This is a genomic window from uncultured Veillonella sp., assembly GCF_963524655.1.
GTDB lineage: Bacteria > Bacillota > Negativicutes > Veillonellales > Veillonellaceae > Veillonella.
Genome location: NZ_CAURHA010000008.1, coordinates 41,538 through 58,141, shown reverse-complemented (window position 1 = coordinate 58,141; position 16,604 = coordinate 41,538). Strand labels below are relative to the sequence as shown.

Here is a 16,604-nt window from a genome sequence, read left to right as displayed (position 1 = left end):
TTGTAAAAGATGTGCGTGAACAGCTCATCGCTATGATTGCTCATTTAGAGGTAACAATCGATTATCCTGAGGAGGATATTGAGGATGTAACGAGCCAAGAGGTTCGTGAGCAATTGCAGCCTATTTTGAAAGCTCTGGATGAACTCTTATCCACAGCGAATACGGGACGCCTCATTCGCGACGGTATTACGACGGTTATTGTAGGCCGTCCCAATGCAGGTAAATCGAGCCTTATGAACGCTCTCTTGCGCGAAAACCGCGCTATTGTAACGGATAGTCCTGGTACGACGCGGGATAGCATTGAAGAATATATGACCGTAGAAGGCATTTCTCTGCGCCTCATCGATACCGCAGGTATCCGCGATACACAAGATACGGTGGAAGCCCTCGGTGTGGAACGTGCTCGTGATTATATCAACAAAGCAGACATCGTGCTCTGCGTTATCGACGGGTCTACTCCATTAACCCCTGAAGAAATCGAAATTTTGACCTCTGTGAGCGGTTTGAATACCATCGTACTCCTCAATAAGTCCGACGTGGCACAAGTCGTTACAGACGAACATATTAAAGAACACGGAACCTTTACGGCTATTGAACGCATCAGTGCTAAAGAAGGCGAAGGTTCTGCAGTTCTTTCCAAATGGGTGCAAGAACTCGTTTATGGCGGTCGCGTAAAACAAGATAACAGCGCCATGATCAGTAACGTGCGCCACATTAGCCTCATGGAACAAGCGAAGGCACAAGTCGAACAAGCCCTCTCCTCCATCGACATGGGCATGCCAGTAGACTTTATCGCTACTGATCTGCGTAGCGCCTGGGAACTACTAGGCGACATCACAGGCGACACCATTCGAGAATCCATGATCGACGAACTATTTAGTAGATTTTGTTTAGGTAAATAAAGTAGGGCTTGAGGGAGCAGAGGAGCGTTAGCGACGATGAAACCCAAGCTTCACTTTGGTCGGAGCGTGCAATTTTCCGAAGGAAAATGCTCAGCGAGCGACCTGTACTCTGGGTCAAATCCAAGCATCACTTTAAAATTTTTCACAGTGAGGAACTGGACTCTGGGCTATTCGGCCTCGTAGTTTGAGTAAAATATACTTTCACAATAAGATAAGTAACAAATATAAGGAATTCAATTGATATGTACACAGTAGATAATTATGATGTCATCGTCATCGGTGGTGGTCATGCTGGTTGTGAGGCGGCTCTCGCCTGTGCCCGCATGGGTCATCGTACGTTAATGGCGACCATCAGTTTAGATAATATTGCGCTTATGCCATGTAACCCTGCCGTTGGCGGTCCTGGTAAAAGCCATCTTGTTTTAGAGGTTGACGCTTTAGGCGGCCAAATGGGTATCAATGCGGATGCTACGGCTATTCAAATGCGCATGCTTAACATGGGTAAAGGCCCTGCCGTACATTCTTTGCGTTGCCAATCTGATAAAGTTAAATACCAACATTTGATGAAACAAACGGTAGAGAATACTGAGAACCTCAATGTTAAGCAAATTATGGTTACTGAGCTCAAAGTTGAGGACGGCAAAGTAACAGGTATCGTTACAGAGCTTGGCGAATTCTATGGCGCTAAGGCTGTTATTCTTTGTACTGGTACCTATTTGAAAGGTAAAATCCTCATTGGCGATATCGATTACGTGGGCGGTCCAAATGGTCAACGCGTAGCAGAACATTTCTCTCAATCCTTGCTGGACAATGGCATTGAGTTGATGCGCTTTAAAACTGGTACGCCAGCTCGCGTGGATAAACGTACTCTTAACCTTGAAAACATGGTAGTTCAAGAAGGCGATACGCATCATCACTCCTTCTCCTTCATGGACGAGTGGATTAACCGCAATGAAGATGTATGTTGGTTGACTTATACGAACGAAAAAACTCATGAAATCATTCATAACAATATTCACCGCGCTCCAATGTACAGCGGTAAAATTGAAGGTGTAGGCCCTCGTTACTGTCCTTCTATCGAAGATAAAGTAGTGCGCTTTGCCGATAAAGAACGCCATCAATTATTCGTAGAACCAGAAGGTACTGGTACAAACGAAATGTACGTACAAGGTATGAGTACTTCCCTTCCTATGGACGTACAATATGCGTTCTTGCGTACTATCCCTGGTCTTGAAAACGTAGAAATCATGCGCCCTGCGTATGCTATCGAATACGATTGCTTGAACCCAACTCAATTGACACCAGCCCTTCAAGTGAAACATATTGAAGGCCTCTACTCTGCAGGTCAAGCGAATGGTACATCTGGTTATGAAGAAGCAGCTGCTCAAGGTTTAATGGCTGGTATTAATGCAGCGTTGTGGATTGAAGGCAAAGAACCTTTCATCCTTGCTCGTTCCGAAGCGTATATCGGTGTTCTCATCGATGATCTCGTAACAAAAGGTATAAGCGAACCGTACCGTATGATGACAAGCCGCAGCGAATACCGTCTATTACTTCGTCAAGACAATGCGGATATGCGTCTTACTGAAAAAGGCCGTGAAATTGGTCTTGTAAAAGACGATCGTTGGGCTAAATTTACTGCTAAAAAAGCTAATATCGAAGAAGCGATGGAGCTTTTACGAAACACACCGGTAAATCCATCCAAGGAAACACAAGCCTTACTTGAAAGTTTAGGTACAGCCCCTATTAGAACGGGCATTCACGCCTACGATCTAGTAAAACGTAACGAACTATCTTATGCCATCGTAGCCGATGCATTTGGTTTGAAACGCTATACACCTGACGTTGAAGAAGCTGTTGATATCTCCATTACGTACGAAGGTTATATCAAAAAACAAATGGATCAAGTTGATAAGGTTCGCAAACTAGAAGAGAAAATTCTTCCAAAAGAATGGGATTACACACAAATTAAGGGCATTTCCCTTGAAGCTCAACAAAAGCTCAACAAAATCCGCCCTCACTCCATCGGCCAAGCAAGCCGTATCTCTGGCGTATCCCCTGCGGACGTATCTGTTCTATTGATCCAACTAGAACAATACAATCGAAGTAAATAAAATATGTGATTGCATATAAAAAAGCTAGCTAATCTGATTAGCTAGCTTTTTGTGTTATAAGGCTTCCCTTTCTATAAATAAGTCTATTAGCAAGTAGAAAGTTTTATTTTATATATGTAATAGAGATTAATATCAGTAAATGTTTGTATATTTATATGAATATTTATAAAACACATATTATTTTACAGTTAAAATATGTACACTAGAGAAGTACATTGGGTATACATTCAGAATAGACAATATATTTTGTAAGTGAAGAAAAATTCATGGTGATAAATTAGAAATAAAGTGTGAAATTTGGATGCACAATGAAATAGGAGAAAATACATAAAAGATAAGTCAAAAAGATGGACCGATTTCTCAATTAGTTATTTTAAATGATAATATAGGTATAACGTCTCTCCCCTACCCTATTTTGTGTTCCGAAAGTCATATATTTTGTTTGTAAATGAGAATGTATTGAGAATATGCTATAATATAAAGAAATAACACTTAAATATTTCGCCTATACGGTTATTTTATTAGTTTTTATATATAAACTTATATAAAATGGATCAAATAAGCCGTATAGCTCAAATTTTTGAGTTTTATAGCATTTGAAATAAGAAATACTATTCTTATAACATATATATTGTTAATTACCTGGATTTGTTTATATGATGTATTATATAACATGAGATTTTCTAACCATGTGTCGATTACTTTCACTAGCATATAAATATCGGATAATTCATTAGGAGTACTTATGAAAGAGAAATACGATGTGCCTATCGCACCTGAGTCTGAATTTGTTTCATATATGATGGAGCAAATGAGCCAATTTGGTTTGCCTTGTACGGAAGAGCAAGCAAAAGACTTTTACGTGTACTATGCGCGCATGATTGAAACAAATAAATATCTCAACCTCACGGGTATTACAGACATGAAAGAGGTTGTGGTTAAACACATGATTGACTCTCTCTCCTGCTATGATCCGCATATCATCAAATCTGGCATGTCTATTATCGATGTTGGTACTGGCGCTGGTTTTCCAGGCATTCCATTGGCTATTTATGACCGTAGCCTCAAGGTTACGTTGTTTGATTCTTTAAGAAAACGTCTTACCTTCCTTGAATCCGTTATGGATGAGCTACAATTGACAAACTGTACTACTTTACATGGCCGTGCAGAGGATCTTAGTCATCAAGATTACCGTGAAAGTTTCGATATTGCTACGAGCCGTGCGGTGGCACGTTTACCTATTCTGTTAGAATGGACTGTGCCCTATGTAAAAGAAGGCGGCTACGTAGTGGCTTTAAAAGGGGCTATCTACGAAGAAGAAGTGGGTGAATCCAATAAAGCCCTTAGCACATTAAAAGCAAAGATTGAAGAAGTGCGAACCGTTACACTTCCAACCTTAGATGATAAACGAGCTATCTTGTACATTAAGAAAACAGGTAAAACACCTAAACAATACCCACGTAAACCAAAAGACATTAAAGACAAACCATTGGTATAATACATAAACAAAAGAGGATGCAAATCACAGATTTGCATCCTCTTTCTCTTTTCTACGTAATTATACGTGGTCAATGATATGTAATGTTGTATCGATATCATTTAAAGGCATAATATGTACGCCTGCAGCGATTTTCTTGATTTGTTCAAGTGTTTCGATAGCGATTTCTGTACCCGCTTCTTTGCCACCCTTTTCTACGCGGTCTAAGATTTCTTGAGTAAGGTTGATCCCAGGCACTTTTTCGTGAAGGTATGTGGCCATTTTGAAGCTTTTAAGTGGAATCAAGCCGAGCATGATAGGCACATCGAATTCAGACATTTTATCAATGTAGCGTTTTGCTTGTTCTAAATCGTAAATCGGTTGTGTTTGCACAAAGTGTGCACCGTTTTGGATTTTAGCAGCCAATTTTTGGCGTTCAATTTCTAAATCTGGAGCACCAGGGTTACCAGTAGCACCGATGTAGAAGCTTGTAGGTGCGTCTAAGTCGTTGCCTGCAAGGTCTTTTCCTGCATTCAATGTCTTAGCGATATTGAGCAAGCCCATGCAATCTACTTCGAATACGGATTGTGCAAATGGATGGTCCCCATTATCTGGTTTGTCACCAGTAAGGGTTAAAATGTTGTGCACGCCCAATGCTGCAGCGCCAAGCAATTCAGATTGTAAACCGATGACGTTACGGTCACGGCATGTAAGGTGGAAAATTGTTTCGATCTCTTTGTTGTGTTGCAACAAATAAGAAAGAGAAATTGGGCTCATGCGCATTTTGGACATAGGGCTATCAGCGATGTTGATGGCATCAACCTTCCCTTTCAAACGAGCCGCTTGTTCAAAAATCTTTTCCGCAGAACTACTTTTTGGTGGGTCTAATTCAACTGTGATAGTGAACTTCCCTTGTTGATGTTTCTCTCTTAATGTCATCATGTACCTCTTTATTACAAATTATTTCTCTAATGTTTCAAAGAAATTGTTAGCGTGGTTAACGGCAGCGATACCGTCTTTAGCGTAGATGTCTGCGCCCGCTTGGTCTGCGTAGTCTTGCGATACTACGGCGCCACCAACCATGACCTTAGTGTTAAGGCCTGCTGCACGAATAGCAGCGATAGTGTTATCGATTTGAGGCATTGTTGTAGTCATTAAGGAACAGATACCAACGAGGGCCGCCTTGTTGTCCTTAATAGCTTGAACGATAACTTCTGGGTCAACGTCCTTGCCGAGGTCAACGATTTTGTAACCATTGTTTTCAAGCAAGGCTGCTACGATGTTTTTACCTAAATCGTGGATATCGCCTTTAACGGTAGCCACAACGACTGTGCCTTTATCTAAGCTTTCACTAGCAGGAATAATTTCTTTAATAGTGTTGAAAGCAGCTTGCATTGTTTCAGCAGCGAGCATTACTTGTGGCAAGAATAATTTACCAGAACCGAATTTGTCCCCTACTACGTTCATCGCTTCAGATAAACCTTTTTTCGTAAGGTCTAATGGATCAATACCATCAGCTAATGCTTTTTTTACAAGATCAATAATAGCTTCTTTCTCCCCTTGCTCTACGCAAGCGCGGATATTTGCTAACGGATCATTACTATCAAAGGATTTCTTTTCAGGTCCTTTAGGAGCAGAGTTGCCAGGAGCACTTGTTTCGTCTTCGTAGCCGTATTCTTTGATAAATTGAGCAGAACCTGGGTCCCAGCCTAATAATGTTGTACTAGATACGAACGCTTTTTTAGCTGGATAGTTTAATGGGTTCATAATTGGTGTAGTTAAGCCACAAGCAAGGGCCATTGTTAAGAATTGGCCGTTCAAGTAAGGACGTTGAGGCATACCGAAGGAGATATTGGATAAGCCCATTACTGTTGGGAAGCCAAATTTCTCTTTATATAACTGTAATGTACGCAATGTTTGGCGTGCACTATCTTCACCACTAGCAAGTGTTAATACCAATGGATCAAGCAATAAGTCATGTGGTTGAAGACCATAACCGTAAGCGCGATTTACGATGCTTTCAGCTAAAGCAACGCGATCCTCTGCTTTTTCAGGAAGGTCGCCACTAGATAATGGCAAGCAAAGTAATGCGGCACCGTAACGTTTAGCTAAAGGCATAACGTGAGTGATGGACTCCTCCTCCCCATTTACGGAGTTGATTAGCGCGCGGCCTGGGTAGTTTTTAAGAGCTACTTCCATAGCTGCTGGATCCAATGTATCGATGGATAACGGAGTTTCAACGAGCATGGATAACTCAAAGATAGCACGTTCCATTAATGGAGTTTGGTCCATGCCAGCTACGCCCATGTTTACGTCGAGAATGTCTGCACCTGCTTCTACTTGGTCTAAAGCATCGCGTTTTACACGGATGAAAGAACCATCGCGTAATTCTTGAGCCAAAACTTTACGACCTGTTGGGTTAATACGTTCACCAATGATAAGTGGTTTTGTATTGTGGCCTAATTCTAACAATCTAGTACGACTTGTAATGATTGTTTTAGGTGCAATATGAGCACGCTCCTTAGGAGTATGTGCTTTTACAGCGTTAGAAATAGATTGGATATGAGCTGGTGTTGTACCGCAGCAACCGCCTACATAGGTAGCACCTGCATCAACGATGTCGAGCATCAATGGACCCATCTCTTCTGCTGTAAGTGGGAATACAGTTTGCTTGTTAATTAATTGAGGCATACCTGCATTTGGTTGACAGCTGATTGGCAAATTAGTCACGCTAGCAATCTCTTCAATAAGAGGTGTAATTTGCTCAGGTCCAAGGGAACAGTTAATACCGATGATGTCGGCACCCATAGCCTCTACGATAGTAGTTGCTACTGCTGGCGGTGTACCTGTAATAGTACGTCCGTCTTCACTGAAAGAAAACTGACAGATGATTTGTACATCTTCTTTTGTTTTTCCTGCAGCTTCACGAGCATCTAGGGATGCCAATAAAGCGGCACGCATTTCTTGAACGTCGATAATAGTTTCAATAATAATGAAATCTACGCCACCTTCGATCAATGCATCTGCTTGTTCACGATATGTGTCGTAAATAGAGTCAAAGCTCATGTTACCTAATGGCTGCAAGAAACGGCCTGTAGGACCCATAGAACCAGCTACACGGGCGGATGGTTTAACCTCTGCAATAGCTTCTTTTGCTACCTTTACGGCTGTAATATTAATCTCTCTTACTCGATCTTGTAAATCGTAATCTTCTAATTTAAGACCACATGCACCGAATGTGTTGGTAGTAATTACATCACTACCATGTTGTAAATATTGTGCATGAATGTCTTTTACAACTTCTGGTCTCTCTACATTAAATAGCTCTGGACAATAGCCCTCTTCTAAGCCTGCTGCTTGCAGCATTGTGCCCATAGCACCGTCAAAAATATACATAAACTTCTTCCTTTAACATCCTAAAAATCGAAATGTTTCACGTGAAACATTATTCTGTTGGTTGGCCTTTCATAGTGATACCTGATACATCAGCAGTAGTCTTACTACCATCTTCTTCAGTCTTGTTTTGGTCGTTAGTAGTTGCTTTTTCAGGTAATTTACGAGACGCGCAGTCTTGTTGTGAACAAGATGTACAGCCACGTTTTGTTTTAAGGTCTTCGTTTGCTGGCATTAAACCAATAATTGCCGTTACAGACTTACGTGGGAACAATAAAAAGTTCTCCGTAACTTGTAAGCCGATTAACTCTGTTTTGATAATTTTAGCTAAATGCGGTTGGATTTCTAATGGCCAGTTACCATAACCAGGGCTAAAACGCCATGTAGGTTTATAACCTTGTTTCTTAGCAATTGTATTGATAACTTCGTTTACTTGATCCGCTACCTGCTCCACTGCTGTAGTTGCTGCTGCATCAAGTAATAAGCCTACTGTATAATTGCCTTGTTTAAACAATTGCTCACTGCGAATTTCTACATCTTCACCTACTGTTACACCTAGTACATATACTTTTGTAGATTTTTCTAAGTGTTTTTCAATGATAGAACCTTCAATTTTAAGTGGTGGATTACTCAGAATTACCTTGTTTTCTGCATCATAATCATATTCTTGGTATACACCTTTAGGTGTAGCTAATAACTGGATTTCCTTACATGCTTCGTCAACATAATTTTGTGGGAAATCCTCAGCGTGACGAAGTCCTGCGTATCGTTTTACTTCTGCTTTATCGATGGCAGGAAGCATTCCGTTATAGATGGGCATGGAAACGCCTCCTCTTCAAAATAAAAAGCTCTGCGTATCCGTAGAGCGTGTGTGCTTACTATTATTTGTATTTTTAGATCATATAATATAATGAATTTAATTATATTAAGAATTATCAATCTAATTACTACCTAGTTAATAGTATATAGATATGATGAAAGCCTGTCAAAGCATATGGGACCTGTATTCTCATATAATTTAGTACTATATAGATATAGCTTAAAGCTATATCTATATGTAGTTTTATAACAAAAGTTATTAGCTTGCTTACACTACATATAGTAATAAATGTTTTAATACACAATTACAGATCTAAAATAATTACATTATTAAAACTATTACAGATTAATATAAACATAGTTACAGTTGTAATATAAATATAGCTATAAATGTAATATAAATATAACTATAGTTGTAATATCTTTATTAGTTATTATAGTTGTAATACCTAAAGTTTAATGTAAATAAATTTGATTTATATAAATGTTTCACGTGAAACATTAAATGAATTATTTATTTGTTATGTCTTATATATTTAATACTCTTATACATTTATATTTTTATACCTTTTTATTCTAATACTCTTATACTCTTATATTTTTATAGTCTTACACACTTATACTCTTATAAAAATCTTTGTTTAAAATATTAGCGTGTTATGAGTTGTTAATGTGATCTAAGTATCAATAAAAATTTTGGGTAAGTTTTAATATTTCGTATACATTAATACTATAATTATATTTTTATATCTAATATTTTTTTGATTATTTTTCTGAGTTTTTTATTTTACTGTTACTTTGATTTCGATCTTTGTTTCTGTTCTTATTTTCCTTTTTTTTTGTTTGTGTTTTAAAATGTTTCACGTGAAACATTTTTTGTAAGAATAATATTTTCTATTTAAGATAAAAAATAATTGTTTCACGTGAAACAATCGTCAGTTGTAAATTAAAATAATTTGTTAAGCTTATTTTTATATAATAATCTTATTAGTTCTAATCAACAAATGACTTTTATAAGAAAATTACATATATAAATAGATAAATTCACTAAGAATTTGATTTGTAATTACCATAATTACAGTTGTTTTATGTTATAATGAAAAAGAAATATTTTGAACGAATATGCGAGGTGAATTACGTGGGCAAAGTTATAGCTATTACTAATCAAAAAGGCGGTGTTGGTAAGACTACAACATCAGTAAATTTGAGTGCTTGTTTAGCTGATGCAGGCAAAAAAGTGTTACTTGTTGATTTGGATCCGCAAGGTAATGCGAGCTCTGGTTTAGGCATTGAAAAAGATGATTTAGAACTCTGTGTACACGATGTTCTAATTGATGGTGAACCTATTGCTGATATTGTTCAGCCAACAATGCTTAAAAAGCTATTTGTGGCGCCTGCAACAATTCAATTAGCTGGTGCAGAAGTAGAATTAGTTTCCGTTGTTTCACGTGAAACAATGTTGAAAAAAGTGTTGGCACCAGTGCGTGATGAATATGATTTTATCATCATCGATTGCCCGCCATCTCTTGGTTTGTTAACATTAAATGCTTTCACGGCGGCAGATAGTGTATTGATTCCAATTCAAAGTGAATTTTACGCATTAGAAGGGGTAAGTCAGTTAGTTAAAACAGTAACTATCGTACAACAAACTTCTAATAAAGACCTTGAAATTGAAGGTGTGTTGTTGACTATGTTTGATGGTCGTACAAATTTATCTATTCAAGTAGCTGATGAAGTTAAAAAGTTCTTTGGTAGTAAAGTATATAAAACAATTATTCCTCGTAATGTACGACTTAGTGAGGCACCAAGTTATGGGGAACCGATTATTGTATATGATCCAAAATCCAAAGGTGCAGACGTATATACTAAATTAGCCAAAGAGGTTATTAAAGCATCTAAGTCTTAATAAATGCTATATGTAAGGTGGGAGAGGTTAGTTAAATGCCTAGAGAAGTTAAAAGTAAAAAAAGCAAAGTGTCCGGATTGGGTAAGGGCCTTGGTAATTTAATGAAAGTTGACTCTGTAGAGTCTGTGTTGCCTGAAAAGGAAATACATGAATTACCAATTTCTGAGTTAGTTCCGAATGCAGATCAACCTCGTAAAAGTTTTGATGAAGATAGTTTAGCTACATTAGCTGAATCTATTAAAAATCTTGGTATTTTCCAACCAATTGTAGTACGTAAACAAAAGAATAAATACCAAATCGTAGCTGGTGAACGTCGTTACCGCGCTGCTATTATTGCTGGCTTGGAAACAGTGCCAGTTATTGTAAAAAAATATAATACAGAAGAGATGACTGAGGTAGCCCTCGTTGAAAACTTGCAACGTGAAGGTTTGGATCCAATTGAAGAAGCATTGGCTTACCAAGGTTTAATGGATACATATAAACAAACTCAAGAAATGATTTCTGCTCGTCTGGGTCGCAGTCGTTCTTACATTGCCAATATGGTTCGACTTTTAAAACTTTGTGACTCTGTACAGAAAGATCTGATTGAAGGGGACTTAACAGTAGGTCAAGCTCGTCCATTGTTGGCACTTCGTAGCGCAGCTCAACAAATCGAAGCAGCTGAACGCATTAAAGAGGGTGAATTAAGCGCTCGTCAAGCAGAGGCTCTCGTGAAGTCTATGCAAAATAAAGCTCCTAAGACTAAAACAGATAAGCCACAAAGTACGGCAGAAGTACGTGCTTTGATGGATCGTTTAAAATTAAGCTTAGGTTCTCCTGTAAATATCAAGTTCCGTGCTGGTAAAAAGGTACAAGGTAAAATTGAAATTACATTCTCCTCTGAAGCAGAGTTGGAAAGACTTATTGCATATATGGATAGCCAAGACCAAACTGATGATGGAGAAGTAATGGAGTTCCGCGTATAATTTACATTACATACTAAAATTAGCATGAGCCTATGTGAAATTAGTAATGACAAGTTGATAATATTTCTGTATAATGTAAATACAATTTACAATCCACGGTAAAAGCGTAGTCTACGGGCTGCGCTTTTACTGTATTTAAGGGTTTAGTAAAATAATTTTAGTAGAATTATAAGATTTTCGTAAGATATATACGTTAAGTTACAAGGATAGACTATGGAACAAACACCTAAAGCAAACCGCGTTCATATAGGCTTTTTTGGCCGTTGTAACGCTGGTAAGTCTACATTGATTAATATGTTAACTGATCAGCCTGTGTCTCTCGTGTCTGAGGTAGCAGGTACGACGACAGATCCGGTGAGCAAGTCTATGGAAATCTTGCCTCTAGGTCCTGTGGTGATTACCGATACAGCTGGTATTGACGATACAACTGAACTCGGTGCATTGCGCATGGAAAAGACGGAAGAGGTTGTGAAAAAGATTAATCTTGCTGTCTATGTGCTTCGTACCGATGAAGAGCCAACCTCTGATGACATGCATTGGTTAGGGCTGTTAAAACAAAATAATGTGCCTATTGCATTATTCATAAATGAAATTAATGCGGATACGGATACTAATACGGATATGGATACTAATCCGGAAGTGAATACTAATGCGAATGCTAATACAAATGCTAATGCGAATAATAAGTCGGATGGATTTATTTATGTAGAAAACCATAAGGGGTTATCTGACTTGGCTACCGTAATTGGTTCATCTGATTTTACTTCTAATGCAAAACGGCTAGAACTACTAGATTTGCTTGGCGGTTTAACACCTCTTGATGTAGAAGGGGAGCAAACGCTGTTACAAGGCCTCGTAGAAGAGGGGGATGCCATCATCCTTGTGTGTCCTATCGATAGTGCAGCGCCAAAGGGTCGTTTAATATTGCCACAAGTACAAACAATCCGTGAAATATTAGATTACAAAGGCTTAGCCTTGGTGTGTCAAACAGAAGAGTTACCATCTATGATTAACTCTCTTAAACAAGCACCTAAAATGGTTATCTGTGACTCTCAAGCCTTTGATCGCGTCGATGAATTGACACCTGATACGATTCCGTTGACGTCATTTTCTATTCTGATGGCTCGCTTTAAAGGAAAATTACAAGACTTAGTAGCTGGTGTTAATGCCATAAAAAATTTGAAACCAGGCTCTAAGGTTCTCATTAGTGAAGGTTGTACGCATCGCCGTCAATGTGATGATATTGGAACTGTGAAAATCCCTAATCTTCTTAAAAAGCAAGGTCATACAGATTTACAGCTAGAATTCACTAGTGGGGGAGCCTTCCCAAAAGATGTGTCTCAATATGATTTAATCATCCACTGTGGCGCTTGTATGCTTACACGCCGCGAAGTGCTACGACGCATTGAATGTGCTGTTGTACAGGGTACGCCAATCGTAAACTACGGTGTACTCATAGCGGCTCTACATGGTATACTAGAACGAGCAATAAGCCCGTTTATTAATGAAATAAAAGGGTAGATATAATCAATCTATAATTACACATATTAAATTAAATTGTATGCAGTCATTTAACTTTCACGATTAGAATGGTATAATTAAGTGTTGGAGTTTTGATGATTGTATAGGAAGGAATATACATGTTCGAATCGATTCAACCGTGGATTGGCATGGTAACTATCGTTCTTGTTATCGCTGTATTGGTGTATTGTGTAATCTTACACATTCGTCTAGGCAGCTTGAAAAAGAAATATGATTTCTTTATGCAAGGGGACAATGGTGCGAGCCTAGAGCGTAAATTATCTGTAGAGGTTAGCGAAATTCGCGATGCGGCGAAGGGCCTTGAGTCCTTGTTGACCGAGCAAGCGGCTATCCGCAATACGCAGAGCAATACGATACAAAAAATTGGCTTTATTAAATATAACGCCTTTGAAAATATCGGTAATGATCTGTCCTTTGCACTTACGTTGCTCGATGGAAACAATAACGGCATCTGCATCTCTAGTATTTACGGTCGTAACGAATCCCGTATTTTTAGTAAACCAATTGTGAAAGGTAAAAGTCTTGTTAGTCTTTCACAAGAAGAATTAGAAAGTTTGAACGAAGCGTTGGGCGAACGTACCAATGAGGAAGCGTTGACGAGCGCCATCGTTTCAAAATAAGGAAGGGTTATATTGAATTTACCGGCATTCATTTCAAACAAAGTTGAAAGAAATGGTGACAACTGCATATTGACGTTAACTACTAAGCAGGCGAAGATTGCAGCCATTGTTGGCTCTATCCTGATCATCGCAGCAGTGGTCCTCGGCATTTGGGGCATCGTGCGCCAAGCTGAGGTGGTGCAATTACGTCAACAAACGCAATTGCAATCGGAACAGCTGAAATTGTTACAACAAAAAACAGAGGTTCTCGATAAGAAAATCCAAAACTTAAATCAAATTAGTGAAGAAAACAAGCAAATGCTCAAGGGCGCTGAATCTGGCACACCGGCTCAAGGTGGTGGGGATGGTAGCGACCCAAAGCAACAAGCCGCTGATGAAAGCGAAGTAAAGACGCTAACAGCGGCACAATTATCAGCTCGCCTGTCTAAAATGGACAAGGACGCACAAAAGTTGCTCGTTAGCTTCTATACGATGCGCAACATCCTTCGCGATGGTGGTGCGCAAGACTTGATGGCATTGCAATCCATCAACTTCTCCGCTGGCTCTGGCGGTGCTGTGAACAGTACGACACCAAGCATCTGGCCGAGCAAGGGCGTTATTACATCTCCATTTGGTAGCCGCGTGGACCCTGTGACAGGTGCTATTGGTGCGTTCCATGAAGGTATCGATATTGCGGACGACTATGGCTCCCAAATTGTGGCAACCGCAGCTGGTGTCGTTACATTCGCTGGTTATACTGACGGCGGTTATGGTAACCTTGTTGAAATCGACCACGGCAATGGCTTCGTTACTCGTTATGGCCATAACAGTGCTGTACTCGTAACGGTAGGGATGAGTGTAAAACAAGGCCAAACCATCGCCTTGATGGGTAGTACTGGTAAAAGTACGGGTGCTCACGTTCACTACGAGGTACGCTTAAATAGTGCCCCTGTAGACCCTATGATCTTCTTGCCAATTAGCAATTAGACACATAAAAACTCAATAAACATCATACAAAAAGAACTTGTTATGCGTGCAAATGCACTAATAGCAAGTTCTTTTTCTTTTCTTTTATATATATATATTGTAAAATAAAAGTATATGAACGGAGGTATATCTATGAAGGCCTATGTACAAGTTTATACCGGCGAAGGCAAGGGCAAAACGACCGCAGCTATCGGTCTAGCCATCCGTGCCATCGGCGCTGGCAAGAAAGTCCTCTTTTTGCAATTTATGAAATCTAAAGTATATAGTGAACATACTATTTTACCTACCTTAAAGAATTTAACCTTAGAAACCGTGGGCAAGCCATTCTTTATCATCAAAGAAGGGATGAAAAGCAAGGATGAACTCGCTAAATGGGGCGATGAAGTCGTTGTCTTTGAATCTGGCAATCCGCCAAAGGATTATGTAGCGCTCATCGAAAAAGGCTACGAACGTGCATTGGCTGCTATCAGCAGTGGTGATTACGATCTCGTCGTTCTTGATGAGTACAACATGGCACTCTTCTTTGAACTCATCTCTTGGGATAAAACAAAGGCATTGCTCGATGCTCGTCATCCAGAAACGGAACTCGTATTTACGGGCCGTGGGGCTCCTCAAGAATTGATCGATGAGGCAGACCTTGTAACGGAAATGAAAGAGGTCAAACATTACTACCTTCAAGGCGTAATGGCTCGAAAAGGTATTGAAAACTAATCATAGGAACACCTAAGGAGGTGATGTGGTTGAGTACAGTGGCTATTGTGGCCCTCGTTATCGTGGCCATCATTGCAGCACTCATCTTGATTATCCTACTGACACCAATCACATATAGCATCGAAGTTGACGGCCGCTCGCCTTATCGTGGTGAGGTGCGTGTCAAATGGCTGTGGCGTGTATTTTCACTGCATCTAGCGTATTTGCAGGACAAACCATTTTTTAAGGAATTATATATTTTGGGCATGCTCAAGATAGGTCCTGTGAAAGACTATGAAGAATGGCTTGAAAATCGCGTAGACGAAGAATACCAAAAGGTAATGGACGACGATGGCGATATGTCGCAAGCGGAAGCCTTCGCAAAGGCGATGCAAGGGGGCGGACAAGGTCCTTCTGCAAGCTCTAGTGGCACTAGCTTTGACGATTTGAAGAGCTCTCAAGGTTCTAATACAACCTTTGGTGATGAAGAATCACCAGGGGCAGGTAGCTCTCAAAATCAAAATGAGCGCGTTGAACGTCCTGAACCAGGTTCTAAAGATATGGATGCACAGGCTCGTGCTGATCGGTATGACTCCATTCAGCAAGATCCAACAGCCCATATTCAAGACGATGATGAAGTGGTAAGTCGCGTTACTTTCAACAGTGACGGTTCCATTAAGGAAAAGGTATTTACGAAGGTGAATGATATCAAAACAACTGTGAAAAGTCGTTTTGCAAAGCCAGATCCAAACGATCCGGTGGCATCATTCAAGTCTGAAATTCCTACATTCTGGTTCATGAAACATGTGCAAAATACAGAATTGTGGCGTCAGCTATTCCTTGTGTCAAAACGATGTTATGACCACTCTAAACCACGGGATGTGGCTATAGAAGGTCGATTTGGTATCGGTGACCCATATCGTATGGGGATTATCGCATCTATGCTGTACAGCATTTGGCCTGAACAAGCCGAGAATATTGAACTAGACTATGTGAACTGGGCCGGCGAAGGTAGCGGTCACATCAAAGGTCGCATGATTCTCGCTGTATTGGCTTGGCATGGTACTAGATTCTTGGTATCTAAACCAATGCGTTCCCTATTGGGTGAAAGCGCTCGCGTCTTCTGGGTTAAACGGAAGGAAGCAAAACAGTTAGAAAAGCTGAAAGCCGCACAAGGCCAAACAGCGTAAGGATATATTAAGTCAAACTA

Annotated in this window: 13 protein-coding genes; 10 read left to right on the top strand and 3 right to left on the bottom strand. The window is 39.7% G+C overall.

Annotated features, from left to right (window positions below; genetic code table 11):
* From mnmE to rsmG, 3 genes are all read left to right on the top strand, one after another.
* Window positions 1-902 (top strand): tRNA uridine-5-carboxymethylaminomethyl(34) synthesis GTPase MnmE (gene mnmE, locus RYM16_RS02980; RefSeq protein WP_314982215.1); only part of this gene is annotated, 902 nt, incomplete at its 5' end.
* A 242-nt stretch (window positions 903-1,144) separates the two neighbouring features.
* Window positions 1,145-3,016 (top strand): tRNA uridine-5-carboxymethylaminomethyl(34) synthesis enzyme MnmG, encoded by a 1,872-nt coding sequence (gene mnmG / locus RYM16_RS02975; protein ID WP_314982213.1) that lies wholly within the window; start codon window positions 1,145-1,147, stop codon window positions 3,014-3,016.
* A 745-nt stretch (window positions 3,017-3,761) separates the two neighbouring features.
* A complete protein-coding gene (gene rsmG, locus RYM16_RS02970) occupies window positions 3,762-4,514 on the top strand; it encodes a 16S rRNA (guanine(527)-N(7))-methyltransferase RsmG (RefSeq protein ID WP_314982211.1) in 753 nt (250 codons plus the stop codon).
* A gap of 60 nt (window positions 4,515-4,574) precedes the next feature.
* On the opposite strand, the gene RYM16_RS02965 is transcribed toward rsmG, so the two are convergent.
* From RYM16_RS02965 to RYM16_RS02955, 3 genes are read right to left on the bottom strand one after another with little or no spacing between them, the layout of a single operon-like run.
* Window positions 4,575-5,432 carry a methylenetetrahydrofolate reductase gene (locus RYM16_RS02965; RefSeq protein WP_296004543.1) on the bottom strand — a complete coding sequence of 286 codons (858 nt, stop codon included), beginning with the start codon at window positions 5,430-5,432 and terminating at the stop codon, window positions 4,575-4,577.
* Between the two features lie 21 nt (window positions 5,433-5,453).
* A complete protein-coding gene (locus RYM16_RS02960) occupies window positions 5,454-7,889 on the bottom strand; it encodes a homocysteine S-methyltransferase family protein (protein WP_314982208.1) in 2,436 nt (811 codons plus the stop codon).
* A 49-nt stretch (window positions 7,890-7,938) separates the two neighbouring features.
* Window positions 7,939-8,706 (bottom strand): methionine synthase, encoded by a 768-nt coding sequence (locus tag RYM16_RS02955; RefSeq protein WP_314982206.1) that lies wholly within the window; start codon window positions 8,704-8,706, stop codon window positions 7,939-7,941.
* Window positions 8,707-9,843: 1,137 nt separating this feature from the next.
* On the opposite strand from RYM16_RS02955, the gene RYM16_RS02950 reads away from it, so the two are divergent.
* The 7 genes from RYM16_RS02950 (at window position 9,844) to RYM16_RS02920 (ending at window position 16,584) form a co-directional block, all read left to right on the top strand.
* Complete coding sequence (locus tag RYM16_RS02950) at window positions 9,844-10,611, top strand: AAA family ATPase (RefSeq protein WP_314982204.1); 768 nt, start codon at window positions 9,844-9,846, stop codon at window positions 10,609-10,611.
* A gap of 35 nt (window positions 10,612-10,646) precedes the next feature.
* Window positions 10,647-11,576, top strand: coding sequence for a ParB/RepB/Spo0J family partition protein (locus RYM16_RS02945; protein ID WP_314982202.1), 930 nt, complete (start codon window positions 10,647-10,649; stop codon window positions 11,574-11,576).
* 213 nt (window positions 11,577-11,789) lie between these two features.
* Entirely contained in the window at window positions 11,790-13,097 is a 1,308-nt protein-coding gene (hydF, locus tag RYM16_RS02940) for a [FeFe] hydrogenase H-cluster maturation GTPase HydF (protein ID WP_314982200.1), read from the top strand.
* Between the two features lie 119 nt (window positions 13,098-13,216).
* Complete coding sequence (locus RYM16_RS02935; RefSeq protein ID WP_298708820.1) at window positions 13,217-13,738, top strand: DUF4446 family protein; 522 nt, start codon at window positions 13,217-13,219, stop codon at window positions 13,736-13,738.
* Between the two features lie 9 nt (window positions 13,739-13,747).
* The gene (locus tag RYM16_RS02930) at window positions 13,748-14,704 is read left to right on the top strand and encodes a peptidoglycan DD-metalloendopeptidase family protein (RefSeq protein WP_314982217.1); all 957 of its coding nucleotides are present in this window, start codon (window positions 13,748-13,750) and stop codon (window positions 14,702-14,704) included.
* 132 nt (window positions 14,705-14,836) lie between these two features.
* Window positions 14,837-15,415, top strand: coding sequence for a cob(I)yrinic acid a,c-diamide adenosyltransferase (locus RYM16_RS02925; RefSeq protein ID WP_314982198.1), 579 nt, complete (start codon window positions 14,837-14,839; stop codon window positions 15,413-15,415).
* A 29-nt stretch (window positions 15,416-15,444) separates the two neighbouring features.
* Window positions 15,445-16,584, top strand: coding sequence for a hypothetical protein (locus tag RYM16_RS02920; RefSeq protein WP_314982196.1), 1,140 nt, complete (start codon window positions 15,445-15,447; stop codon window positions 16,582-16,584).
* Window positions 16,585-16,604 lie beyond the last annotated feature (20 nt).

Bases quoted from the DNA above. Each gene is read 5' to 3' on its own strand.
- hydF (WP_314982200.1), top strand. From the start codon at position 11,790: ATGGAACAAACACCTAAAGCAAACCGCGTTCATATAGGCTTTTTTGGC.
- RYM16_RS02955 (WP_314982206.1), bottom strand. From the start codon at position 8,706: ATGCCCATCTATAACGGAATGCTTCCTGCCATCGATAAAGCAGAAGTA.
- RYM16_RS02945 (WP_314982202.1), top strand. From the start codon at position 10,647: ATGCCTAGAGAAGTTAAAAGTAAAAAAAGCAAAGTGTCCGGATTGGGT.
- RYM16_RS02960 (WP_314982208.1), bottom strand. From the start codon at position 7,889: ATGTATATTTTTGACGGTGCTATGGGCACAATGCTGCAAGCAGCAGGC.
- RYM16_RS02935 (WP_298708820.1), top strand. From the start codon at position 13,217: ATGTTCGAATCGATTCAACCGTGGATTGGCATGGTAACTATCGTTCTT.
- RYM16_RS02965 (WP_296004543.1), bottom strand. From the start codon at position 5,432: ATGACATTAAGAGAGAAACATCAACAAGGGAAGTTCACTATCACAGTT.
- mnmG (WP_314982213.1), top strand. From the start codon at position 1,145: ATGTACACAGTAGATAATTATGATGTCATCGTCATCGGTGGTGGTCAT.
- rsmG (WP_314982211.1), top strand. From the start codon at position 3,762: ATGAAAGAGAAATACGATGTGCCTATCGCACCTGAGTCTGAATTTGTT.
- RYM16_RS02925 (WP_314982198.1), top strand. From the start codon at position 14,837: ATGAAGGCCTATGTACAAGTTTATACCGGCGAAGGCAAGGGCAAAACG.